This window comes from Streptomyces sp. NPDC107500 (assembly GCF_055582785.1).
On sequence record NZ_JBVJPF010000002.1, the window covers coordinates 418,504 to 441,113 of the forward strand.

At 73.3% G+C, this 22,610-nt stretch carries 19 protein-coding genes; 9 read left to right on the forward strand and 10 right to left on the reverse strand.

Annotation, left to right across the window (positions count from 1 at the left end; all coding sequences use genetic code 11):
- The first annotated feature begins 50 nt into the window (after positions 1-50).
- Positions 51-398, forward strand: a complete 348-nt coding sequence (locus tag ACZ67M_RS07945) for a DUF6204 family protein (RefSeq protein ID WP_361358567.1) — start codon at positions 51-53, stop codon at positions 396-398.
- Here ACZ67M_RS07945 and ACZ67M_RS07950 read toward each other — a convergent pair.
- On the reverse strand, positions 370-942 hold the full coding sequence (locus ACZ67M_RS07950) for a GNAT family N-acetyltransferase (protein WP_361358564.1): 573 nt from the start codon (positions 940-942) through the stop codon (positions 370-372). The two genes, ACZ67M_RS07945 and ACZ67M_RS07950, sit on opposite strands and share 29 nt — an antisense overlap.
- Positions 943-1,037: 95 nt before the next feature.
- Between ACZ67M_RS07950 and ACZ67M_RS07955 the strand changes: the two genes are divergently transcribed.
- Both ACZ67M_RS07955 and ACZ67M_RS07960 read left to right on the forward strand, forming a co-directional pair.
- Positions 1,038-1,610 (forward strand): helix-turn-helix domain-containing protein, encoded by a 573-nt coding sequence (locus ACZ67M_RS07955; RefSeq protein ID WP_469850034.1) that lies wholly within the window; start codon positions 1,038-1,040, stop codon positions 1,608-1,610.
- Between the two features lie 56 nt (positions 1,611-1,666).
- On the forward strand, positions 1,667-3,109 hold the full coding sequence (locus ACZ67M_RS07960; protein WP_469850035.1) for an NAD(P)/FAD-dependent oxidoreductase: 1,443 nt from the start codon (positions 1,667-1,669) through the stop codon (positions 3,107-3,109).
- A gap of 23 nt (positions 3,110-3,132) precedes the next feature.
- Here ACZ67M_RS07960 and ACZ67M_RS07965 read toward each other — a convergent pair whose 3' ends face one another.
- From ACZ67M_RS07965 to ACZ67M_RS07980, 4 genes are read right to left on the reverse strand one after another with little or no spacing between them, the layout of a single operon-like run.
- Positions 3,133-4,068 carry a S66 peptidase family protein gene (locus ACZ67M_RS07965; protein ID WP_467321113.1) on the reverse strand — a complete coding sequence of 312 codons (936 nt, stop codon included), beginning with the start codon at positions 4,066-4,068 and terminating at the stop codon, positions 3,133-3,135.
- Positions 4,065-6,071: a prolyl oligopeptidase family serine peptidase gene (locus ACZ67M_RS07970; RefSeq protein ID WP_469850037.1), complete on the reverse strand. Its 2,007-nt coding sequence runs from the start codon at positions 6,069-6,071 to the stop codon at positions 4,065-4,067. Before ACZ67M_RS07970 ends, ACZ67M_RS07965 begins: the two co-directional genes overlap by 4 nt.
- 35 nt (positions 6,072-6,106) lie before the next feature.
- The gene (locus ACZ67M_RS07975) at positions 6,107-7,426 is read right to left on the reverse strand and encodes a M20/M25/M40 family metallo-hydrolase (RefSeq protein ID WP_469850039.1); all 1,320 of its coding nucleotides are present in this window, start codon (positions 7,424-7,426) and stop codon (positions 6,107-6,109) included.
- On the reverse strand, positions 7,419-8,252 hold the full coding sequence (locus ACZ67M_RS07980) for a M55 family metallopeptidase (protein ID WP_122618924.1): 834 nt from the start codon (positions 8,250-8,252) through the stop codon (positions 7,419-7,421). The genes ACZ67M_RS07975 and ACZ67M_RS07980 overlap by 8 nt, the downstream gene beginning before the upstream one ends.
- Before the next feature lie 208 nt (positions 8,253-8,460).
- On the opposite strand from ACZ67M_RS07980, the gene ACZ67M_RS07985 reads away from it, so the two are divergent.
- Positions 8,461-9,294 carry a PIG-L family deacetylase gene (locus ACZ67M_RS07985; RefSeq protein ID WP_469850041.1) on the forward strand — a complete coding sequence of 278 codons (834 nt, stop codon included), beginning with the start codon at positions 8,461-8,463 and terminating at the stop codon, positions 9,292-9,294.
- A gap of 27 nt (positions 9,295-9,321) precedes the next feature.
- Here ACZ67M_RS07985 and ACZ67M_RS07990 read toward each other — a convergent pair whose 3' ends face one another.
- The 4 genes from ACZ67M_RS07990 to ACZ67M_RS08005 form a co-directional block, all read right to left on the reverse strand.
- Positions 9,322-10,050 carry a class I SAM-dependent methyltransferase gene (locus tag ACZ67M_RS07990; RefSeq protein ID WP_361358545.1) on the reverse strand — a complete coding sequence of 243 codons (729 nt, stop codon included), beginning with the start codon at positions 10,048-10,050 and terminating at the stop codon, positions 9,322-9,324.
- A gap of 126 nt (positions 10,051-10,176) precedes the next feature.
- Positions 10,177-12,654: an ATP-binding SpoIIE family protein phosphatase gene (locus ACZ67M_RS07995; RefSeq protein WP_469850043.1), complete on the reverse strand. Its 2,478-nt coding sequence runs from the start codon at positions 12,652-12,654 to the stop codon at positions 10,177-10,179.
- A 146-nt stretch (positions 12,655-12,800) separates the two neighbouring features.
- Complete coding sequence (locus ACZ67M_RS08000) at positions 12,801-15,200, reverse strand: MFS transporter (protein ID WP_469850044.1); 2,400 nt, start codon at positions 15,198-15,200, stop codon at positions 12,801-12,803.
- Between the two features lie 174 nt (positions 15,201-15,374).
- Positions 15,375-15,821, reverse strand: coding sequence for an SRPBCC family protein (locus ACZ67M_RS08005; protein ID WP_361358537.1), 447 nt, complete (start codon positions 15,819-15,821; stop codon positions 15,375-15,377).
- A gap of 159 nt (positions 15,822-15,980) precedes the next feature.
- Between ACZ67M_RS08005 and ACZ67M_RS08010 the strand changes: the two genes are divergently transcribed.
- The 4 genes from ACZ67M_RS08010 (at position 15,981) to ACZ67M_RS08025 (ending at position 19,785) form a co-directional block, all read left to right on the forward strand.
- Complete coding sequence (locus tag ACZ67M_RS08010) at positions 15,981-17,036, forward strand: Rv2578c family radical SAM protein (RefSeq protein WP_392235665.1); 1,056 nt, start codon at positions 15,981-15,983, stop codon at positions 17,034-17,036.
- Positions 17,037-17,192: 156 nt separating this feature from the next.
- Positions 17,193-18,794: an alpha/beta hydrolase gene (locus tag ACZ67M_RS08015; protein WP_469850045.1), complete on the forward strand. Its 1,602-nt coding sequence runs from the start codon at positions 17,193-17,195 to the stop codon at positions 18,792-18,794.
- Between the two features lie 68 nt (positions 18,795-18,862).
- A complete protein-coding gene (locus ACZ67M_RS08020) occupies positions 18,863-19,261 on the forward strand; it encodes a RidA family protein (RefSeq protein ID WP_469850047.1) in 399 nt (132 codons plus the stop codon).
- 20 nt (positions 19,262-19,281) lie between these two features.
- Positions 19,282-19,785, forward strand: coding sequence for a GNAT family N-acetyltransferase (locus ACZ67M_RS08025; protein ID WP_453436562.1), 504 nt, complete (start codon positions 19,282-19,284; stop codon positions 19,783-19,785).
- Between the two features lie 4 nt (positions 19,786-19,789).
- Here ACZ67M_RS08025 and ACZ67M_RS08030 read toward each other — a convergent pair whose 3' ends face one another.
- Complete coding sequence (locus ACZ67M_RS08030) at positions 19,790-20,383, reverse strand: adenylosuccinate lyase (protein ID WP_361358525.1); 594 nt, start codon at positions 20,381-20,383, stop codon at positions 19,790-19,792.
- Positions 20,384-20,766: 383 nt separating this feature from the next.
- Between ACZ67M_RS08030 and ACZ67M_RS08035 the strand changes: the two genes are divergently transcribed.
- Positions 20,767-22,572, forward strand: a complete 1,806-nt coding sequence (locus tag ACZ67M_RS08035) for a 3-hydroxyacyl-CoA dehydrogenase family protein (protein WP_469850049.1) — start codon at positions 20,767-20,769, stop codon at positions 22,570-22,572.
- The last annotated feature ends 38 nt before the right edge of the window (positions 22,573-22,610 follow it).

The following is a 22,610-nucleotide window of genomic DNA, read 5'->3' on the forward strand; positions in this document are numbered from 1 at the left end:
GGGCGGGGGCTTAGGGTCGGGCGGTCGGCGTACGTACGAAGGAGCGGCACGTGAGCGAGCGGCACACCTACCGGGTGATCGTCCGGGGTACCTGGGAGGGCCTGACCGAGGAGGCGCGGGCCCGGCTGCTCGCCGAGGCCGGTGACCACGGGATGGCGAGCATGCGGTTCACCGAGGAGGGGTCGCTGTCGTACGAGCCGTCGCCGCTGAAGCACTTCTCGATGCGGTACGTGGTGGTCTCGGACCCGGCGGACGGCGACGAGATGGCGGCCGCCGTCGCCGAGGACCGGGCCGAGGACACGCTGCGCGGTCTCGGCTACGGGTTCGGTGAGCTGCGCTCCACGGTGACGGACCTGGACACCATGAAGATCAACCGGAAGTCGCGGTCTCGGCGGTGATCGCCCAGCGCTGATGGTCGCGCCAGGCCCCGTCCACGTGCAGCATCCTCGGTGAGAAACCCTCCAGGTGGAAGCCGCAGGAGCGGGCCAGTGCGATGGAGGCGGCGTTGCCCGGCTGCACGTTGATCTCCAGCCGGTGCAGCCGCATCGGCCCGAACGCGTGCCGCACCACGAGGCCCAGCCCCTCGCGCATCAGTCCCCGGCCGGCCGCGTGCGCGAAGGCGCCGTAGCCGAGGGCGCCGCTGAGGAAGCCGCCTTCGACGATGTTGTTGATGTTGACGAACCCGGCGATGGCCCCGCCGTCGCCGGAACCGCCCGCCCGGTCCTTCTCGCAGATCAGGAACCCGGCCTTGGTGGGGTCCTCGATCAGGCGGGACGCGTAGGCGTCGTACGCCTGGGGGCTGTCCGGCGGGAAGAGCCAGGGATGGTGCAGGTCCTTGCTCTCCCGGGCCCGGGCGGTGAACTCGGCGGCGTCCGCGTAGGTGAAGTGGCGTATGCCCACGCGAGGGCCCTCGGCGAGGTGGCGGGACGGGGTGTGCGGCATGGGGTCAGCCTAGAGGGACCGACGCCATCAAAGATTTCTTTGATGGCGCCAACGTTCGTTGTGCTGTCGGCGAACCATTGTTAGGTTGCCGTCCCATGGCGAACGATCACCCCGGCCCCGCGGGCGGCATCGGCGGACGTCTGCGCCGCCGCAGAAGGGCCCTCCACCTGACCCTCAAGGATGTGGCGGACCGGTCCGGAGTCACCGAGGGCCACCTGTCCCAGGTCGAACGGGACCAGGCCAACGCCAGCGTGCGCACCCTCCAGCGGCTGTGCGAGGTACTCAAACTCAACGTCGGCGACCTCTTCGCCGCGGGCGGCACCGCGGCCAACCCGGTACTGCGCTTCCGCGACGCCCACGGCATGTCGTTCGGCGAGGGTGCCACGAAGATCAAGCTGACCCCGTCGTCCTTCGACCACCTCGAGGTGCTCCTCGGCCACTTCGCCCCGGGCGGGTCCACCGGCGTGGAGCCCTACACGCACGGCAGCTCCGAGGAGATCCTCCTGGTCCTCTCCGGCGAGGTGGAAGTGCAGATCCGCGACCAGCTCCACCGGCTGTCGGCCCTGGACTCCGTTCACTACCGCAGCAGCGACCCGCACCGCGTCGCCGAGACCACGGGCGTGGACGAGGCCCGGGTCCTGTGGGCCATGGCGCCACCCACCTACTGAGCCTCCGCACCGTCGCACCACGCACCGACCCAGCACCTCACCCCCGGGACTCGCCCATGACTCCGTACCGCAACGGTCAGATCTCGCACTGGATGACGGCGGCCCGCGCCGCCGCGGACCTGGACCCCGGGGCCCACCGCACGACGGCGGACCTGCCCGGCCGGGAGCAGGACCTCGTCATCGTGGGCGGTGGTCTCACCGGGCTGTGGGCCGCCTACCACGCGATCGCGGAACGCCCAGAGGCGCGGATCACCGTCGTCGAGGCCAAGGAGGTCGGCTACGGCGCCTCCGGGCGCAACGGCGGCTGGCTCTCCCCCCTTATCCCCGGCAACCGGGCCGTCTACGCCAAGGCCGCCCGCAGGCGGGGACGCGACGGAGCCGCGGCCGTCGTCTCCTTCCAGGAGGAGATGCACCGGTGCGTCGACGACACCCTGCGCATCCTCGAACAGGAGGGCATCGAGGCCGACCAGCACCGGGGAGGGCACCTGCGGGTGGCCACCACGCCCGCGGCGATGAAGCGCCTGGAGACGACCTACGCCGCTGACCTGTCCCACGGATACCCCGCGCGGGACCTGGAGCTGCTCGACGCGGAGGCCGTCAGGAAGCGGATCGCCGTCCAGCCGGCCCTGGGTGGCCTGCTCACCCGCAGCACCGTCCGGATCGACCCGGCCAAGCTCGTCCACGGCCTCGCGACCGTCGTACGGGCCAAGGGCGTGCGGATCTGCGAGGACACCCGTGCGACCCGCATCGCCCCCGGCGTCGTCACCACATCGCGCGGCACCGTGCGTGCCGGAACCGTCCTGGCCTGCGTCGAGGCCTACTCCGGACAGATCGACAGCGACGCCCGCGGCCTGGGCGCGCGCGACGTCATCCCGGTCAACTCCTCCATGGTCGTCACCAACCGACTGCCCGAGGACGTCTGGCAGCGCATCGGCTGGGACGGCCGCGAGTGCCTCGGCGACGCGGCGCACACCTTCGTCTACGCACAGCGCACCGCCGACGACCGCATCGCCATCGGCGGCCGCGGCACGCCGTACGCCTTCAACTCCGGCACCCCCGGCGAGGGACGGGTGGACGCCCGCACCGTACGGACGCTCAGCGACCGGCTCCGCCTGTTCTTCCCGGACACGCCGTTCTCCGTCGAGCACGCCTGGCGCGGTTCCATCGGCGTCACGCGCGACTGGTGCGCCGGCATCACCTTCGACCGGGCCACGAGGATCGGCGTCGCACGCGGCTACGCCGGGCACGGTGTGACGGCCACCCGGCTGGCCGCCCGGACCCTGCTCGACCGGGCCGGGCACCGCGACACCGCGCTGACCCGGCTGCCGTGGAACGACCACTACTCCGGGCGCTGGGAACCCGAGCCGCTGCGCTGGGCCGGCGTCCACGGCATGTACCGGCTCTTCGGCGTGGCCGACCGCTGGGAGGAGAGCCGGCACTCCCGGAGCACCTCGCTCATCGCCCGTTTCGGATCCCGACTGGCAGGACTGAGCGAATGAAACACACGGTGCGCTGACCGGCGTCAGCGCAGCGCGGGCCGCTCCAGGGTCAGGGTGCCCGCGTCCGCGTCGAGTTCCGCCGTCACGCCGAAGGGGACGGTCAGCGCCCCCTCGCAGTGCCCGAACCCGAAGTGCTCGACGACCGGGACGCCGAGGCCGCCGAGCCGGTCGGCCAGCAGGGGCCGCAGCCGCTCGTAGGGCTCGCACTCCTGCCAGGAGCCCAGCAGCACCCCGGCGACCCCGTCCAGCCAGCCCGCGCGGAGCAGCTGGGTGAGGTAGCGGTCGATGCGGTACGTCTCCTCGCCCACGTCCTCCAGGCACAGCAGCCCGCCGCGCGCGGAGGGCCGGGCGTGCGGGCTGCCCAGTTCGGCGGCGAGCAGGGCGAGGCAGCCGCCGAGGGTGACGCCCCGCGCCCGGCCGGGGACCATCGGGGAGCCGCCGGACGCGATCACCCGGACGGTGTCGGGGGCGAACAGGCTGGCTCTCAGGTGCTCCTGCGCCCGCGCGTTCTTGATGAAGTCGACCCCCGCGGCCATCGGACCGTGCAGGGTGACCAGCCCGAGGCGGGTCGCGAACGCCTCGTGCAGGGCAGTGATGTCGCTGAAGCCGACGAACACCTTCGGCCCGGCCGCGCGCATCGCCTCCCAGTCGAGCAGGTCGGCCATGCGCTGGACGCCGTACCCGCCGCGGGCGCACAGCACGGCGTCCACGGAAGGGTCGCACCAGGCGGCCTGGAGGTCGGCGGCCCGGTCGGTGTCGGTGCCCGCGAGGTAGTCGAAGGTGCCGTGCCGGTCCAGGACGTGCGGGGCCACGACCGGGTCGAGGTCCCAGCCGCGCAGGACGTCCAGGCCGGCCTGGAGCCGCTCCTCGGGCACCGGCCCGCTGGGCGCGACGACGGCCACCCGGGCGCCGGGGGCGAGCCGGTCAGGCCGGGTCAGTTCCACCGCGGCGCCGCTCACCGGGTCAGCTCCAGGGCGGGGATGCCCTGCGGGTCCAGCCCGAAGACCTGCGCGTAGAGGGAGAGTTCGGCCTCCAGGGCGCGCACCATGGTCTCCGCCCGGCGGAAGCCGTGCCCCTCGCCCTCGAAGGTGAGGTAGGCGTGCGGCACTCCGCGGCCGGCCATGCGGGCGAGGAACCGCTCGCACTGCACGGGCGGGCAGATCACGTCGTCGAGGCCCTGGAGGAGCAGGAACGGGGCGGTGACCCGGTCGGCGTGCTCGGCGGGCGACCGTTCGGCGTACCGGCCGGGGACCTCGGCGTACGGGCCGATCAGGCTCTCCAGGTACTGGGACTCGAAGTCGTGGGTCTCCCCCGTGCCCCAGCCGGTCAGGTCGAGGATCGGGTAGATGACCGTGCCGCAGGCGTAGACGTCGGTGGTGGCCAGTGAGGCCGCGGAGGTCCAGCCCCCCGCACTGCCGCCGCGCACCGCGAGCCGCCGCCGGTCGGCGGTGCCCTCCTCGGCGAGGGCCAGGGCGACGGCCGCGCAGTCCTCGACGTCGACCACGCCCCACTGCTCGCGCAGCCGGTTGCGATACTCCCGGCCGTGCCCGCTGGAGCCGCCGTAGTTGACCTCGGCGACGCCGATGCCGCGGGAGGTGAAGTAGGCGATCTCCAGGTCGAGGACGAGCGGGGAGCGGGTGGTGGGACCGCCGTGCGCCCAGATGACGTACGGCGGCAGGGTGCCCTCCGGAGCGCGGCAGCCGGGGTGGTGCGGCGGGTAGAGGTGCGCGTGGATGTCGCGGCCGTCCGGACCCGTGAAGGTGCGGATCTTTGGCCGGGGGTAGTACGCCGGGTCCACGACATCTTCGTGGAGCGAGCCGATCGCACGGGCGCGGCCGGTGCGGGTGTCCAGCTCGACGACCTCGTAGCCGCTGTGCGGGCTCGCGCCGACGCCCGCGACCCTCCCCCACCCTCCGGGCGGGGGGACCCCCATCTCGCTTCGCTCGCCCTGCGCGGCCAGGGTGGGCGCGAACTCGGTCCAGGGGCCGGCCGCGTCGACGACCTCGCCGGTCTCCGGGGCGAGTATCCCGAGAACGGCCGCGCCCCGGCCGTGCAGGACGGCGATCAGTCCGCTGTCCAGGGGCGCGAACCAGCGCTGGCCGAACTTCCACAGCGGCCCGCCGAACTCCTCGTCGCGGGCGCACAGCGGCGATCCGTCGCGGTAGAGGTTCCACCAGCCGGTGCGGTCGGAGGCGTACAGCAGGGCGCCGTCCGGGGCCCAGTCCACCTGGGTGACCGACTCCTCGGGGCCGCCGGCGGCGGTCCGTGCGTCCCGGAAGGTGCCGTCGGGGCCGATGTCGGCGACGATCAGCTCGGTGCCGTCCCAGGGCATGCGCGGGTGGTCCCAGGCGAGCCAGGCCGCGCGCCGCCCGTCGGGCGAGACGCGGGGGCCGGTGACGAAGCGGTGCCGTGCGCCGGTGAGTTCGCGGAGCCGGTCCCGGTCGTCGGCGGCCGAACCGTCCAGCGGCACCGCGACCGGGAGGCGGCGCACGTCGGTGGGCCCGTCGCCGGTGAACTCCTCCAGGACGCACCACACCTCGCCGCGCTCGGGGCGCACCTGCGGCTCGACCCAGCGCAGGCCGCCGCCGACCGGGGAGACCGGAGTCAGCGGACGCGGCTCGGCACCTCCCGGCCGATAGGCGTACAGCCGCTGGTCGGCGAAGTCCACGAAGACCACCAGCGGACCGGCGTCGGTGGTGACCGCGGCCCACGGCCGGCCGCCGTACTCGATGACGCGGCTGCGCACGTTCCACGGCGGGGGCAGCACCGGCTCCTCGGTGCCGTCGGGGTGCCGCCGCACCAGCGCGCGCCGCCCGCCCTCGGTGGGCCGGGGCGCGGTCCACCACACCTCGTCGCCGACGAAGCCCACGTCGTCGGGGCGCCCGTCGTGCGCGGCGGCGAGCGCCGCGTCGATGGGCGAGGGCCATGCCCCGTACGCAAGAGTCCGCACTGACTCCCCCACTCTCCTTCTCCTTGAGCCGCTCGGTCGGAACGGCGCTAGGCCGCGCGCAGGAACCGGTCCAGGACCCGGACGCCGAAGTGCAGCGCCTCGACGGGGACGCGTTCGTCCACGCCGTGGAAGAGGGCCTGGTAGTCGAAGCCCTCGGGCAGCTTCAGCGGCGCGAAGCCGTAGCCGGTGATGCCGAGCCGCGAGAACTGCTTGGCGTCCGTGCCGCCGGACATGCAGTACGGCACCACGTGCCCCTCCGGCGCGAACTCCTCGACGGCGGCGCGCATCCGGGCGTACGTCGGCGAGTCCACCGGCGCCTGGAGGGCGACCTCGCGGTGCGCGAACTCCCAGTCCACGTGCGGCCCGGTGAGCCGGTCGAGGGTGGCGCGGAACTCCTCCTCGCCGCCGGGCAGGAACCGCCCGTCGACGTGCGCGACGGCCTCGCCCGGGATGACGTTCAGTTTGTACCCGGCGTCCAGCATGGTCGGGTTGCTGCTGTTGCGGACGGTGGCCTCGACGAGCTTGGCGGCGGGCCCGAGCTTGTCCAGCAGCGCGTCGACGTCGCTCAGGTCGTCCTCGATGCCGTAGACGGCGGCGATCTCGGTCAGGGCGGCGCGCACGGTGGGGGTCAGCCGAAGCGGCCACTCGTGGTCGCCGATGCGGGTGATGGCGGCGGCGAGCCGGGTGACCGCGTTCTCCCTGTTCACCTTGGAGCCGTGCCCGGCGCGCCCGCGGGCCGTGAGCTTGAGCCAGCCGGTCCCCCGCTCACCGGCGGCGATGGGATAGAACTGCCGCCCCGCCCCGTCGTGGAACGTGAACGCCCCGGACTCGCTGACGCCCTCGGTGCAGCCCTCGAACAGCGGGGCGTGCCGGTCGGCGAGGAAGCCGGAGCCGTCCTCGGCGCTGGCCTCCTCGTCCGCGGTGAAGGCGAGCACGATGTCGCGCCGCGGCCGCACCCCCGCGCGGGCCCAGCCGCGCACGACGGCGAGGATCATCGCGTCCATGTTCTTCATGTCGACCGCGCCGCGCCCCCAGACGACTCCGTCGCGGATCTCGCCGGAGAAGGGGTGCACGCTCCAGTCGGCGGCCTCGGCGGGCACCACGTCCAGGTGACCGTGGACGAGCAGCGCGTCGGCCGACGGGTCGGTGCCCTCGATGCGGGCCACGACGTTGGTGCGGCCCTTGGTGCGCTCCAGCAGCGTGGGCTCGATCCCGGCCTCGGCGAGGCGCGCGGCGGCGTACTCGGCGGCCGGCCGCTCCTGGCAGTCGCCGCCGCCCCGGTTGGTGGTGTCGATCCGGATCAGCTCGGAGGTGAACCGGACGACCTCGTCCAGCGCCTCCGCGTCCGTCCCCGTGTGCTCAGCCATACTGCTCCTCCACCGCCGCCGAGACGATCGTGGTGACCGCCTTGAAGGTCCTGATCGTCTCGAACATGGTGTCGTGGGTGTACGCCACCTTCCGCTCCCCGACCTGCGCCACACCCGGCACCACGGTCGCGGCCGCCGCCAGGTGCTCGGCGTCGAACTCCAGGGCGACGGTGAACGGCCCGCCGCGCACCGGCTCGTAGCGCACCGCGAGCGAGGTCGCCTCCTTGGCGGCCGCGCGGATGTCGGCGGCGGTCCTGGCGGGCGTACGGCACACGGCCGCGTACCGCGACACATGGTCCTTGACCGCGACCTTCCGCGCCTCGGGCGCGTAGCCCAGCGCGTCCTCGCAGGCCAGGTCGTCCCCGGTGACCAGCACGACCGGCACCCCGTACTCGGCGACGACGTGCGCGTTGAGCAGACCCTCACTGGCCCGTACGTCGTTCAGCCAGACGCCGGTGATCTGGTTGGCGAGGTAGGTGTGCGCGAGGACGCCCTCCATGCCGGCGCCCGTGTGGTACCCGATGAACGCGATGCCGTCCACGTCCCCGTGCTGGACGCCCTCGACCATGGACAGCGTCTTGTGCCGCCCGGTGAGCATCTGGGTCCGCTCGTCGAGCCGCTCCAGAAGCAGGTTGCGCATGCTCCAGTGCGCCTCGTTGACCAGCACCTCGTCGGCGCCGCCGTCGAGGAACCCGAGCACGGCCGCGTTCACGTCGGAGGTGAACATCGACCGGCACCGCTCCCACTGCGGCGTCCCCGGCAGCACGTCGGCCGGCCAGGTGACGCCGGTGGCGCCTTCCATGTCGGCGCTGATGAGGATCTTCATGCGGAGGACGCTACATGCCGCCGAATACGCTGGCCAGGGGCCACACGACAGCCACTGGTCCATACCACTCGGGCGGCCGCTTCCGGCCGTCTCGCGGCCGGACGGCGGTATCGGGAACAGCGGGACCGACCCTCGCGGTTGGATCCGGCGGAGAGACCGGGGCACCGCGCACCCGGAACGAGACGTACGTACGCAGGAGGACTGCTTCATGACCGACCGGCCCCTGACGCTCATGGCCGTGCACGCCCACCCCGACGACGAGGCCACCGGAACGGGCGGGATCCTCGCGCGGTACGCGGCCGAGGGAATCCGCACGGTTCTGGTGACCTGTACCGACGGCGGTTGCGGTGACGGACCGGGAGGTGTCAAGCCCGGCGACGCCGGGCACGATCCGGCGGCCGTCGCCCGGATGCGCCGCCAGGAACTCGAGGCCAGCTGCGCGGCCCTCAAGATCAGCGATCTGGAGACGCTGGACTACGCCGACTCGGGGATGGTGGGCTGGCCGAGCAACGACGCCCCCGGCTCCTTCTGGCGCACGCCGGTGGAGGAGGGCGCCGCCCGGCTCGCGGAGCTCATGCGGCACTACCGGCCCGACGTGGTCGTCACCTACGACGAGAACGGCTTCTACGGCCACCCCGACCACATCCAGGCGCACCGCATCACCATGGCGGCGCTGGAGATGACCGGGCAGGCTCCGAAGGTGTACTGGACGACGATGCCCCACTCGACGATGCGGCGCTTCGGCGAGCTGATGAGCGAGCACCAGGAGGGCGCACCGGAGCCGGACCCCGCCGAGGCCGCCGCGATGGCCGAGATCGGCCTGCCCGACGACGAGGTCACCACGTGGGTGGACACGACCGCGTTCAGTGACCAGAAGTTCGACGCGCTGGCCGCGCACGCCAGTCAGGGCGAGAACATCTTCTTCCTCAGGATGGGCAAGGAGACGTTCGGCGAGCTGATGGGCACGGAGACCTTCGTACGCGTCCGGGACACCACCGGCGCGTCCCTCCCGGAGAAGGACCTCTTCGCCGGACTGCGCTGACCCGCCTCCGGGCCACGGCCCGACCCGCTACACCGCCCGGGCTCCCGCCACCACCCACGTGGAAGGCAGCTCGACGCGGGCTCCGTCCGGCGTGTACTCCGTGGTGATCAGGGGGAGTTCGCCGGACGCCAGGACGGCGAGGCCCGCGGTGCGAAGGTGCTCCGGTACCGCCTCGTCGGGGATCGCGCCGGGGGTGAGGCCGTGGCGGAGGACGGGGGCGAGCTTGGCGGGCGGGCCGTCGGGGCCCTGGGCCAGCTCCGCGAGGACGGTGCGGGCCGCCTGCGCGGGCTCCACCAGGAAGGCGCGGCCGCGGGCGCCGAGGAGGGCGGCCAGGGCGTCGGCGAGGGGCTGCCGGTCGTCGGGCTCGCACTGGTGCAGGACGCCGCGCACGTAGAGGTTGGCGTCGCCCAGCTCCGCGTGCAGCGTCTCCGCCTCGGCCTTGTCGGCGGCGTCCAGCTGCCGGTACGCCGCCCGGCCCTCGGGGTCGGCGCGGCGGGCGTGGTCGAGGGCGGCGGCGGAGAGGTCGGCGCCGACGACGTGCCCGAAGCGTTCGGCGAAGTAGCGGGTCTGGGTGCCGTTGCCGCAGCCGAGGTCGATCAGCGGCAGGGCGGGGTCGGTCAGGTGGGGCTCGAAGTACGCGAGGTGGCGGCCTGCCGTGAGCACCGGCTCCGCGTCCCAGAACACCGCCCCCTGGCTCCCGGGTGCCTCGGTCCAGAAGCTCTCCCAGGCTGCCCGGTACCGACTCGTCACGCTCATGCCCGTCTCCCCAGGTGCGACGACGTACGGCCCGTCGAGAGCGACGGGTTCGTACGGTGTATCGCGCTCCGCGCACGGCCACAAGCGTCCGGCGGATTCCTTCACCGGACGTGCGAACTCCGTCGATCAGCGCCGGGGCAGGGTGAGTTCGAACCAGACGGTCTTGCCGGTCCTCGTGCGGCTCGCGCCCCACTCGCGGGCGAGGGTGCTGACGACGCGCAGGCCCCGTCCCGTCTCGTCGTCCGGCCCCGCGGTCCTCAGCGCCGGCAGTTCGTGGTCGTCGTCGTCCACCTCGCACAGCAGCGTGTCCGCCCGCACCAGGCGCAGTTCGACGGGGCGGGCGTGGGAGTGCCGTACGGCGTTGGTGACGAGTTCGCTGACCATCAGGCCGGCGGCGTCGGCCTGCCTCGGCAGGCCCCAGTCGTGGAGCTGCTCCCGGACCGCGGCGCGGGCCCGCCCGACCTCGGAGGGGTCGCGGGCGAGGCGCCACTCGGCGACCGCGTCGGGCTCGATGCCGTTGAGCCTCGCCATCAGCAGGGCGACGTCGTCCTTGCGGCCGCCGCGGGCGCCCAGTGCGCGGATGATGGTGTCGCAGGCGTCGTCCATGGACGCGGCGGGGTGGGCGGCGGACTCGCACAGGGTGGCGAGGCCGACGCCGATGTCCTCGCCCCGCATCTCCACCAGCCCGTCGGTGCACATCACCAGCCGGTCGCCGGGCGCCACCGGCACCCGTACCGACTCGAAGGGCACTCCTCCGACGCCGATCGGCGCCCCGGTGGGCAGCTCGATCAGCTCGCTGGCGCCGTCCTCGGCGCGGACCAGGACCGGCGGGATGTGCCCGGCGTTGGCGAGGTGGAGTTCCCCGGCGATGGGGTCGTAGACGGCGTACAGGCAGGTCGCGAGGTGGGTGTCGCCGAGCCGCTGGGCGAGGTCGTCGAGGTTGCGCAGCAGTTGGGCGGGCGGCAGGTCGAGGCCGGCCATGGTCTGGACGGCGGTGCGCAACTGGCCCATCATCGCAGCCGAGTTGAGACCGTGGCCCATCACGTCGCCGACGACGAGGGCGGTACGCGCGCCGGGCAGCTTGACCGAGTCGAACCAGTCGCCGCCGACGCGGCCGAGGAGGGTGCCGGGCAGGTAGCGGGTGGCGATGTCGCAGCCGGCCATGCGCTCGGGGATGTGCGGCAGCATGCTGTCCTGGAGCGTCTCGGCGACGTTCTCCTGGTACGTGTACATGCGCGCGTTGTCGAGCACGAGCCCCGCGCGGGCGGCCAGTTCGGCGCCGGTGACCCGGTCCATGTCGTTGAAGACGGCCCGCTCCGGGTGCCGGAGCAGGATCATGAAGCCGAGGACGACCTGGCGTGCCTTCAGCGGCACCAGCAGCATCGAGCGGCCCGTGATGAGCGGCCGGATGTCCCGCTTCTCGAACTGCGAGGCGATGGCGTGGCCCATCTCCTCCGTGATGCGCGGCACCAGGACCGGTTCGCCGCTGGTCATGCACTGGAAGAAGGGGGTGTGCGCCGGGAACGGCATGGCCTCGCCGACCGGTACGACGTCGTCCCAGCGGCCGGGTTCGTCGGTGTGCTCCAGGGCGACCCGGTGCCACATCGTCGTCGTGTCCGGCACGCCGTCGGGGAAGCCCTCGCCGGCGACGACCTGTTCGCGCAGGTAGGTGCCGGCGACGTCGGTGAAGCGCGGGACGACCGCCCTGCTGACCTCGACGATGGTCCGCGAGAGGTCGAGCGAGGTGCCGATCGCGCCGCTGACCTCGTTGAGGAACTCCAGGCGTTCGCGTACGGCGGCGTACTCCAGGTCCTCCGCCTCGTCGCGCAGGTCGTCCGGCACCGGTTCGCCGGCGGCCAGCGCCCGGGCGGCGCGCTCGCGGCGCGCCCTGCGTTCCGCCCGCCGGGGCACGCCCCAGTCGGGGGTGACCGGCACCCGGTCGTTCTGGCTGAACTCCAGCACGGGGTAGCCCAGTTCGAGGACCTGCGCGACGATGCGGGCGCTTTCGCCGACGCTCATGCTGGGCAGGATCTCGGGGAGGCGGCGGGCGAGTTCCTCGGCGCCGGGGAAGTCGGTGTGCAGCGCGAAAGCGGGCGCGATCCGCTCCACCGTGGCCGCCGGGGCGTCACCGTCGCCGTAGTCCCGCCGCAGCCCGTCCGCGTCGGCGGCGAGCACCAGCAGTCGCTCCGGGCCCGGCCCCACCAGGGGGTACGCCCACCAGAGGACGTCGACACGCCGGTCGGCGGGCACGGTCAGCCGGGCGCGGCCCGCCGCCGGGTAGGACAGCCGTCCGTCGAGGGAGGACTCCAGGCCGGGTCCGAGACCGTCGTAGTCGGCGTACGCGTCGTACGCCGGGCCGTCCTCGGTGCCGGCCCCGGGAAGTACGCCGGAGACGGGCAGCAGGTCGGGTGCGGGCCGCCCGATCGCCTCCTCCTTGGGCAGGCGGAACAGCCGCCGTGCGCCGCGGCTCCAGTGGGAGACCAGTCCGTCGCGGTCCACCACGACGACGGCCAGCGGGACACGGCCGGTCACGGGATCGGGCGGCACGGCGCCGCGTCCGGCCGGGCGGCCGGGATGTGTGTCCCGCTCGGTGCCATGGTCCATGGCGTCAGGCCCTCTCTGCCCACGGCTCCGCAAGATCTGTGTCGCCGTCACCACCGTACGGCGGTGCCCGGTGACCATGTGCGGCAACGGGGGAATTGGTGGCGCGCAGACGCACCGGCGCGCGCGCCCGCGCGCCGGTGGGCGTCTCAGTCCTCGTGTCCGAGTTGCAGGTCGCGCTCCGTGCGGCCGCCGCCGGCCACCTGGAGGACGGTGGCGACGGGCGGGTATCCGGCGGCGATGACGGTGTACTCGCCGGACGACAGGTCGACGAACCGGAAGGTGCCGTCGGGGCCCGTGGTCAGGGTGTCGACGACGTTGCCCGCCGCGTCGAGAAGTGTCACGCGCGCGTCCTCCACCGCCCGTCCGCCACTGGCCCGCACGGTGCCGCGCAGCACGGCGCCGCCGGCCAGCTCGACGTCCTGGCGGGTCTCGCGGGCGGCCTGGACGCTGACGGGCAGCGCGGCCGGGCGGAAGGCGGGGGCGCTGGCGGCGAGGGTGTACTCGCCGGCCACCAGCTCGGTGATGACGTAGCCGCCCTCGCGTCCGCTGCGGGTGGTGGCGACGACCTCGCCGTGGACGTTGGTGAGGGTGACGATCGCCTCGCGCACCGGGGTGCCGTCGGCGGTGAACACCGCGCCGGCCAGGCGCCCGGCGCCGCCGAGGACCACGTCCAGTTCGACCGGGCGTTCACCGACGGTCACGGACACCGCCTGCGGCTGGTGGCCGCCGGCCGCGGCGATCAGGACGTACGCCCCGGAGCCGGGCGTGGCGAGGGCGTAGCGTCCGTCGTCGCCGCTGGCGCCCCGGCCGATCTGCTGTCCGCCGACGTCGATGAGGGTGAGCGCCGCGCGGGGCACGACGGTGCCGTCGGGGTGCTGCACGGTGCCGCAGACGGCGATCCCGGCGGCGTGCTGCGACCGGGCCTGTGGGACCTGGACGGTGGGCTGCGCGGTCTCCGGGTCGGTGACGGGGGCGTTGTGGGACACCAGTGGTTTCTCCTTGAGGAAGAGGGCGATGAGCAGTCCGAGGACGAGCACCGGCACCAGGTAGAGGAAGATCCGCGGCATGGCGTCTGCATAGGCCTCGATGTAGGCGTCGCGCAGTGCCGGGGGCAGGGAGTGGACGAGCTGGGGGGTGATGGCCTCGGCGTCGGGCAGCCCGGCGCCCGCCTCGGCGGGGATCCGGTCGGCCAGGGCGTCGGTCAGCCGGTCGGCGAAGAGGGTGCCGAAGATGGCGGCGCCGACGCTGCCGCCGATCTGCCGGAAGTAGTTGTTGGCGCTGGTGGCGGTGCCGAGGTCGGCGGGGCGTACGGAGTTCTGCACGGCGAGGACCAGCACGGGCATCACCATGCCGATGCCGGCGCCGAGGACGGCCATCCAGAGGCTGTAGTGCAGCCGGGGGGTGTCGGCGTCGAGGCGGGAGAGCAGCCACATGCCGACGACGGACAGGGCGCTGCCGAGGATCGGGTGGGAGCGGTAGTGCCCGGTGCGGCTGATGAGCTGTCCGGAGACGATCGAGGCGACGACGATGCCGCCCATCATGGGCAGCATCAGCAGGCCGGACTCGGTGGCGCTGGCGCCGTCGACCATCTGCAGGAAGGTCGGCAGGTAGCTGGCGGCGCCGAACAGGGCGACGCCGATGACGAGGCCGACCAGGGCGGTGACGTTGAAGACGGAGTCCCGGAACAGCCGCAGCGGGATGAGCGGTTCGGGCGCGAAGCGCTCGGCGACCAGGAAGAGGAGGGTGGACCCGGCCGCTCCGGCGGCGAGGCCGAGGATGACCTCCGAGCCCCACGCGTACTCGGTGCCGCCCCAGCTGGTGAGCAGGACCAGGCAGGTGGAGGCGGCGGCGAGGAGCAGGGCGCCGAGGATGTCGAGGCGCGGCTTGACCCGTGGCCTGGGCAGCTTCAGGACGACGGCGACGACGGCCATGGTGACCAGGCCGAAGGGCACGTTGATGTAGAAGCACCAGCGCCAGGAGAGGTGGTCGGTGAAGTAGCCGCCGAGCAGCGGGCCGGCGACCGAGGCGAGTCCGAAGGCGGCGCCGATCAGGCCCATGAACCGGCCGCGCTCGCGGGGCGGGACGATGTCCGCGATGATCGCCTGCACGCCGATCATCAGGCCGCCCGCGCCGACGCCCTGGACCGCGCGGAAGGCGATCAGCTGGTCCATGGTCTGGGCGCGGCCGGCCAGTGCGGAGCCGATGACGAAGACCAGGATGGCGAACTGGAAGACGCCCTTGCGGCCGAAGAGGTCGCCGAGCTTGCCGTAGATCGGCAGGCCGACGGTGGAGGTGAGCAGGTAGGCGGTGATCGCCCAGGACATCTTGTCCAGGCCGTGCAGCTCGCCGACGATCTTCGGCAGCGCCGTGGCGACGATCATCTGCTCCAGCGCGGCGAGCAGCAGCGCGAGCATGAGTCCGACGAAGACCAGACGCACCCGGCGCGGGCTCAGCGCCGCGTCCGGCTCCGGATCGGGCGTGGGTGGCAGCGGTGGCGCCTGGGGTGCGGTGACCGGCTCGTCCTGCACCAGAGTGATCCCGCCCACGTCCCGCTCCCCTCGTCACACCTGCTCAGAATTGCCGCCTGAGGCGACAACTGCGAACAAGTGCGACGAGTTACGGAAACGCGGCCGGTTCGACCGGAGATCACTCGAACCGGTGAGGCGGCCAACGACCGCCCCCGGCTTGCCGTTTGGCCGCTTCCGGGCGGCCGGCCGGGACTACTGCTTCTCGACCTCGGCGGCGAGCCTGGTGAGCATCGCGTCGTAGATCCGGGCGAGGCCCTTGGGCGCGAAGGTCTTCTCGAAGAAGCCGCCGACGCCGCCGGCGCCCTGCCAGGTGGTGACGACCACGACCCGGGACTTGCCCTCGCCCGCGGGGGTGACCCGCCAGGTGGTGACCATGGAGGAGTTGCGGTCCTTCTCGACCAGCTCGCCGTCGGTCGGCTCGGTGACCTCCAGCAGGCAGTCGCGGACGCGCTTGCTGGTGGCCTGGAGCTTCCAGTGCACGAGGGTGCCCTCGCCGTCGCCGCCCTCCCGGACCTCGTACTCGCTGAAGTGCTCGGGGAGCAGCTTCTCGCGGGTGCCGCTGTAGTCGGCGAGGGTGTCGAACACCGTCTCCGCGTCCGCCGCGACGATCCGCTCCGTCTCCGCCTCGACCTGCGCCATCGGGTCCCTCCAGGGCCTGGTTCTCGGGGTCGGGGCAAGCCAATCACCCCGCCGCCCGGCCACCAAATCGGGGGGCGTGAAGCAGTCCCGCGCGACTGGTCCGCACGATCAAGGGAACAAGTGTTCTATTGTGTGGCCAGTGCTACCGAGGAGGCGTCCATGCGCTGGGAGAACCTCACCGACTCCGACCACGCCCGAGCGGCCGACCCCGCGCTGTTCGGCGCGGACGCGGTGACCACCCGCACCTTCGACACGCCCGAGTTCCGCGGCGTCACCTTCCACGAGGTCCGGGCCCGCTCGATCCTCAACCGCGTGCCGGGGGCCTCGCGCATGCCGTTCGAGTGGACCGTGAACCCCTACCGGGGTTGCACGCACGCGTGCGTCTACTGCTTCGCGAGGAAGACGCACAGCTACCTGGACCTCGACACCGGACTCGGCTTCGACTCGCAGATCGTCGTCAAGGTGAACGCGCCAGAGCTGCTCCGCCGGCAGCTGGCCTCGCGCCGCTGGCAGGGCGAGCACGTCGCGATGGGCACGAACGTCGACTGCTACCAGCGCGCCGAGGGCCGCTACCGGCTGATGCCCGGCATCATCGAGGCGCTCACCGAGCGGGCGAACCCCTTCTCCATCCTGACCAAGGGCACCCTGATCCTGCGCGACCTGGACCTGCTGACGCGCGCCGCCCGGGTGACGGACGTGGGGATCTCGGTCTCGGTCGGCTTCACCGACGCGGAGCTGTGGCGCACCGTGGAGCCCGGCACGCCCGCCCCGGAACGCCGGCTGGAAGTCGTGCGGACCCTCGGCGAGCACGGCATCGGCTGCGGTGTCCTGATGGCGCCGGTGATTCCCTTCCTCGGCGACGAACCGGCCCAACTGCGCGCGACCGTGCGGGCGATCGCCGCCGCCGGGGCCACCTCGGTGACGCCCCTGGTGCTGCATCTGCGGCCGGGCGCCCGGGAGTGGTTCATGGCCTGGCTCGCCCGGCACCACCCGCACCTGGTGCGCCGGTACGAGCGGCTGTACGCGGAGGGCGCCTACGCCCCGAAGTGGTACCAGCGCCGGATCACGCGCCAGGTGCACGATCTGGCCCGCGAGTACGGCATCGGACCCACGCGCGAGGGGATGCCGCGGCGGGTCGCGGAGCCCGAGCCCGCGCGGCCCGCCGGGGCCACCGAGACCGCCGCCACCGAGCCGACCCAGCTTTCGCTCATCTAGGTTCATTCAAGGCCATCAGAGGGCATTAGAGGGCATCTTCCGGCCCAATTGGGTCACGTATGAGCAGATTATGTTCCTCCAGGAGCGCTCCCCGGGACGATCCGGCGAGGACCGCGACTCGCGCGGACCGCAGCCCCGCCGTCTCCGGAGGACGCCATGAGACAACGCGCAGCCGTGCTGTGCGGCGCCGCAGTCATCGCCGCGGGAAGTGTCACGGCCGTCCCCGCCGAGGCGAACGCGCCGCGCTCCGCCGGGACCCCGGCCGCCGCCTCCGCCGGGAAGCTCCAGTGGAAGAAGTGCGCCACGGAGGACTACCCGACGCTCCAGTGCGCGTCCCTCGAGGTGCCGCTCGACCACACGCGCCCGCGCGGGAGGCAGATCACGCTCGCGCTGTCCCGCGTCCCGCACACCGCGGCGACATACCAGGGCCCCCTGCTGGTCAACCCCGGCGGCCCGGGCGGCAGCGGGCTGACGCTCGCCGGGTTCGTGGCCTCCTCGCTGCCGGAGAAGGTGGCCGCACAGTACGACGTCATCGGCTTCGACCCGCGCGGAGTGGGGAAGAGCAGCCCCGCCCTGAACTGCCGGCCCGGCCACTTCGACCCCGTGCGCCCCGACTCGCTGCCCGACACGCCCGACGTCGAGCGGGCCAACCTCGCCCGCGCGGAGGCGTTCGCCGAGGCGTGCGGCGACAAGTACGCGGACGTGCTGCCGTACATCGACACCGTCAGTGCCGCCCGGGACGTGGACGCGATCCGCGCGGCGCTCGGCGCGGAGCGGGTCAACTACTTCGGCTACTCCTACGGCACCTATCTGGGCGCCGTCTACGCCAAGCTCTACCCCGCGCGCGTGCGGCGCCTGGTCCTGGACTCCGTCGTCGGCCCTGACGACGTCTGGTACGACGCGAACCTCAACCAGGACCTCGCCTTCAACGACCGCCACCGGGCGTTCCTGGCGTGGATCGCCGAGCACGACGCCGCGTACAAGATGGGCACCGACCCGGAGCGGATCGAGCAGCGGTGGTACGCCATGCGGACGGCGCTGGCGAAGAAGCCCGCGGGCGGGCGGGTCGGCGCGTCGGAGCTGGAGGACACCTTCATCCCGGGCGGCTACTACAACGGCTACTGGCCCTATCTGGCCGAGGCCTTCGCCGCCTACGCGAAGTCCGGGGACACGGACCCGCTGGTCGAGGTGTACGAGAACTTCGGGGCCCTGGACGCCGCGGGCGAGAACGGCTACAGCGTCTACACCGCGGTGCAGTGCCGCGACGCGGCCTGGCCGCGCGACTGGGACGAGTGGCGCGACGACAACTGGGGCCTGTACGAGAAGGCGCCGTTCATGGTCTGGAACAACGCCTGGTACAACGCGCCGTGCGCGTCCTGGCCCACGAGCGCGGGGCAGCCGGTGGACGTCGCCAACAGCCAGCTGCCGCCCGCGCTGCTGTTCCAGGCGACCGGCGACGCGGCCACCCCGTACGAGGGCGCGGTCACCGCGCACCGCGTGCTGCGCGGCTCCGCCCTCGTCGTCGAGGAGGGCGGCGGCAACCACGGCATCACGCTGAGCGGGAACTCCTGCCTGGACGAGCGCCTGGCCGCATATCTGACCGACGGCACCGTGCCGCGCGGCACGGGCGGGGCGCGCGCGGGTGAGCCGGACGCCGTCTGCGCGGCGCTGCCCCAGCCCGAGCCGCTGAAGTCCAAGGCGGCTTCGACGTCCGCCCGCGGCTCGACGCTGCACAGGCTGCTCGGCTTCCGCCACTAGCCGTCCGCGCCCCCGGCGGGCGGCGGCCCGCCGGGGGCGTTGTCAGTGCCATGGTCCACGATGGGCGCATGAGTGAGCTGACCAGGATCCCCGCACCCGACGGCGTCGCGCCCGCCACCCAGTACACCCATGTCGTCCTCGGCACCGGGCGGTTCGTGGCCGTCTCGGGTCAGCTCGCCCTGGACGAGGACGGCGGGGTCGTCGGCGTGGGCGACCCCGGGGCCCAGGCCCGCCAGGTCTTCGAGAACCTGCGCCGGTGCCTGTCGGCGGCCGGCGCCGGTTTCGACGACGTGGTGAAACTGACGTACTTCGTCACGGACATGGCCCACATGGACGCGATCCGTGCCGCGCGCGCCGCGCACATACCCGGCGACCGGCTGCCGGCCGCCTCGGCGGTGCAGGTGGCCGCGCTGGTCCGGCCGGAGTTCCTGATGGAGATCGAGGCGTTCGCGGTGGTGACCCCGTGAGCGGGCCGCTGGTGCGGGAGATGACGGTCGCCGACTGCGACCGGGTGGCCCTGATCCGCGTCCGGGGCTGGCAGACCGCCTACCGGGGCCTGGTCCCGCAGGTGTACCTGGACGGCATGGATGCCGCGGGGGACGCCGAGCGGCGCCGCGTCCTGTTCGCCGGCGCCCCGGCCGGCGTGGTGAACCTGGTCGCCGAGGACGAAAGCGGCGAAGTCGTGGGCTGGGCCTGCCACGGCCCCTACCGGGACGGGCAACGGCCGACCGGGGACGCCGAGTTGTACGCGATCTACGTCGACCCGGAGCGGCTCGGCGCGGGCATCGGGCAGGCCCTGATCCGGGAGTCGGTGCGCCGGTGCGCGGCGGCCGGGCACCCGCGGATGCTCCTGTGGGTGCTCAAGGACAACGCCCGCGCCCGGCGCTTCTACGAACGGGCGGGCTTCGGCGCCGACGGCGCCGAGGAGCCCTTCCGGGTGGAGGGGGTCGAGGTGCCCGAGGTGCGGTACGCCGCCGACCTGGACGGCTGACCGCTCACCGCTGACCCGGGATGCGCGCCAGCGCCCGCACCGCCGCCTGGGCCAGCGCCGGGTGGGCGAGGGCGTCGTTCAGCACGGGGCCGGCCCGGTCGTCGCCGAGGGCGCCCAGGCCCTCGACGCAGGCGAGCGCGACCCGCCGGTGGGGGTCGTGCGGGCGCAGCCGGCGGCGCAGCGTGGTGATCAGGGCGGGGACGGCCTCGGGGGCCCGCAGCTCGACCAGCAGCCGCACCGGGTGCAGGGCGTAGGCGACCCGCAGTTCGTTGGTGGCGAGGGCGGCGGCCGCGCGGGCGGTGCGGGGGTCGCCGAGACGGGCCAGGGCATGGGCGGCGGCGGCGCAGCGCGGCGGGTCCCGGTGGTTGAGCAGCAGCACGAGGGACTCGAAGGCCCGCCGGTCGCCCGCCGTCCCGAGCCGGAAGGCGGCCAGTTCCCGCGCCCAGAGCGGCTGTCCGGGCTCGGTGAGCACCGCGGCCAGCTCGTCGTGGTCCCCGGTGGCCACGAGCCGGTCGGCGGCCGTCGGGGCGCCCGGCACCCCCGATGTCGCCGCCTCGGCCCGTAAGCGCTCCGTGAGCACTCGCAACTCTTCGTCCATGACACCGAGGTTAGGCGGGTCGCCCCACGTGTGGGACGTACATCACGAACACAGGGGGCTGGCGCGCTCGTTACCCGCGAGTTAATCTCAGACGAGCGGGTCACCCACTCGCAGCAACTCCTCACGGTGGTCTGGTGACGCGGCCACCGGGAGAACAGTCGGTTCGGTACCACGGGTACCGCAGGACGACTCGGCCCCGGGACAGGGCCGGTCGGAGAGAGCCGCCGGGCGGGCGTGTGCACGCCCCCGCGACGGCACCGGGCGTGTGCGATCCCAGCCCGGCAACACCCGCACTCCGCACTCCTTCCTCTTTCACGCATCCGGCGCGCCCCTCGGCGCGTCCGGGCGTGTTCCGTCGTCACCCTCATTCCTGGAGTCCCGCGATGGCCACTCCCCTGTCCAACACCCCTCTGTCCCCGCTCCGGACCATCGCCGTCATCGGCCTGGGCACCATGGGCACCGGCATCACCGAGGTCCTGGCCCGGGCCGGCCGCGCCGTCGTCGGCGTCGACGTCAGCGAGGCGCAGGCCGCCAAGGCGCTCGCCGCGCTGGAGTCGTCCACCGCCCGCGCCGTGGAGCGCGGACGCCTCACCGAGCAGGAGCGCACCGACGCCCTCGCCCGCGTCCGCACCACCACCGACCTGCGCGCGGCGGCCGACGCCGACCTGGTGATCGAGGTGGTCCCGGAGTCGTACGAGGTCAAGCAGCAGGTCTTCAGGGAACTGGACGGGATCGTGCGTCCGGAGGCGATCCTGGCGACCGGCACCAACGCCCTGTCGGTGACGCGGCTGGCCGCCGAGTCCTCCCGTCCGGAGCGGGTGCTCGGCCTGCACTTCTTCAACCCGGCCCCGGCGATGAAGCTGGTCGAGGTCGTCTCCTCGGTGCTGACCGCGCCGGCCGCCGTCGCGGCGGTCACCGACCTCGCCCTGGACCTCGGCAAGGAGCCGGTGGCGGTCGGCGACCGGCCCGGGTTCGTCGCCGACGGCCTGCTGTTCGGCTACCTCAACCAGGCCGCGGCCATGTACGAGGCGAACTACGCGTCGCGGGAGGACATCGACGCCGCGATGCGTCTCGGCTGCGGTCTGCCGATGGGGCCGCTGGCGCTGCTGGACCTGGTCGGCGTGGACACCGCGCGCACGGTCCTGGAGGCCATGTACGCCGCCTCCCACGACCGGCTGCACGCACCCGCCCCGATCCTCAGGCAGCTCAGCGAGGCGGGCCTGACGGGCCGCAAGGCGGGGCGCGGTTTCTACACCTACGAGGCGCCCGGCAGCGCCGTCGTGGTGCCGGACGCCCTGACCCCGCGCGCGGACGCCGCCCCCGTGGCCGGCCGCCCGGTGCGCGCGGTGGGCGTCGCCGGGTCGGGCACGATGGCGTCCGGCATCGCGGAGGTCTTCGCCAAGGCCGGGTACGAGGTCGTGCTCGCCGCCCGCAGCGCGGAGAAGGCGCAGACCGCGAGGGCGCGGGTCGGCAAGTCGCTGGCCCGCTCGGTCGACAAGGGGCGGATGAGCGCCGAGGACGCCGCGCGGACGCTGGAGCGGATCACGCCGACGGGGTCCTACGACGACTTCGCCGACGTCGACCTGGCGGTGGAGGCGGTCGCCGAGGACCTGGAGGTGAAGCGGCAGCTGTTCGCCACGCTGGACAAGGTCTGCAAGCCGGGCGCGGTGCTGGCCACCACCACCTCCTCGCTGCCCGTCGTCGCCTGCGCCCGCGCCACCTCGCGCCCGCAGGACGTGATCGGCATGCACTTCTTCAACCCGGCGCCGGCCATGAAGCTGGTCGAGGTGGTCCGCACGGTGCTCACGGCGGACGACACGCACGCCACCGTCCGGGAGGTCTGCGCGAAGATCCGCAAGCACGCCGTGGACTGCGGCGACCGGGCCGGGTTCATCGTGAACGCGCTGCTGTTCCCGTACTTGAACAACGCGGTCAAGATGGTGCAGGAGCACTACGCGACGCTCGACGACATCGACGCCGCGATGAAGCTGGGCGGCGGCTACCCGATGGGGCCCTTCGAGCTGCTTGACGTGGTCGGCCTGGACGTCTCGCTGGCCATCGAGAAGGTCCTGCACCGCGAGTTCCGCGATCCGGGCCTGGCCCCGGCGCCGTTGCTGGAGCACTTGGTGGCAGCGGGCTGCCTCGGCCGCAAGACGGGCCGCGGCTTCCGCGAACATGCCCGCCGCTGAGCGTCCGGGCGACTGGTTCCGGTCACCGGAGGACTGGG

Bases quoted from the DNA above. Each gene is read 5' to 3' on its own strand.
- ACZ67M_RS07950 (WP_361358564.1), bottom strand. From the start codon at position 942: ATGCCGCACACCCCGTCCCGCCACCTCGCCGAGGGCCCTCGCGTGGGC.
- ACZ67M_RS07955 (WP_469850034.1), top strand. From the start codon at position 1,038: ATGGCGAACGATCACCCCGGCCCCGCGGGCGGCATCGGCGGACGTCTG.
- ACZ67M_RS07960 (WP_469850035.1), top strand. From the start codon at position 1,667: ATGACTCCGTACCGCAACGGTCAGATCTCGCACTGGATGACGGCGGCC.
- ACZ67M_RS07975 (WP_469850039.1), bottom strand. From the start codon at position 7,426: ATGGCTGAGCACACGGGGACGGACGCGGAGGCGCTGGACGAGGTCGTC.
- ACZ67M_RS07980 (WP_122618924.1), bottom strand. From the start codon at position 8,252: ATGAAGATCCTCATCAGCGCCGACATGGAAGGCGCCACCGGCGTCACC.
- ACZ67M_RS07985 (WP_469850041.1), top strand. From the start codon at position 8,461: ATGACCGACCGGCCCCTGACGCTCATGGCCGTGCACGCCCACCCCGAC.
- ACZ67M_RS07990 (WP_361358545.1), bottom strand. From the start codon at position 10,050: ATGAGCGTGACGAGTCGGTACCGGGCAGCCTGGGAGAGCTTCTGGACC.
- ACZ67M_RS07995 (WP_469850043.1), bottom strand. From the start codon at position 12,654: ATGGACCATGGCACCGAGCGGGACACACATCCCGGCCGCCCGGCCGGA.
- ACZ67M_RS08005 (WP_361358537.1), bottom strand. From the start codon at position 15,821: ATGGCGCAGGTCGAGGCGGAGACGGAGCGGATCGTCGCGGCGGACGCG.
- ACZ67M_RS08010 (WP_392235665.1), top strand. From the start codon at position 15,981: ATGCGCTGGGAGAACCTCACCGACTCCGACCACGCCCGAGCGGCCGAC.
- ACZ67M_RS08015 (WP_469850045.1), top strand. From the start codon at position 17,193: ATGAGACAACGCGCAGCCGTGCTGTGCGGCGCCGCAGTCATCGCCGCG.
- ACZ67M_RS08020 (WP_469850047.1), top strand. From the start codon at position 18,863: ATGAGTGAGCTGACCAGGATCCCCGCACCCGACGGCGTCGCGCCCGCC.
- ACZ67M_RS08025 (WP_453436562.1), top strand. From the start codon at position 19,282: ATGACGGTCGCCGACTGCGACCGGGTGGCCCTGATCCGCGTCCGGGGC.
- ACZ67M_RS08030 (WP_361358525.1), bottom strand. From the start codon at position 20,383: ATGGACGAAGAGTTGCGAGTGCTCACGGAGCGCTTACGGGCCGAGGCG.
- ACZ67M_RS08035 (WP_469850049.1), top strand. From the start codon at position 20,767: ATGGCCACTCCCCTGTCCAACACCCCTCTGTCCCCGCTCCGGACCATC.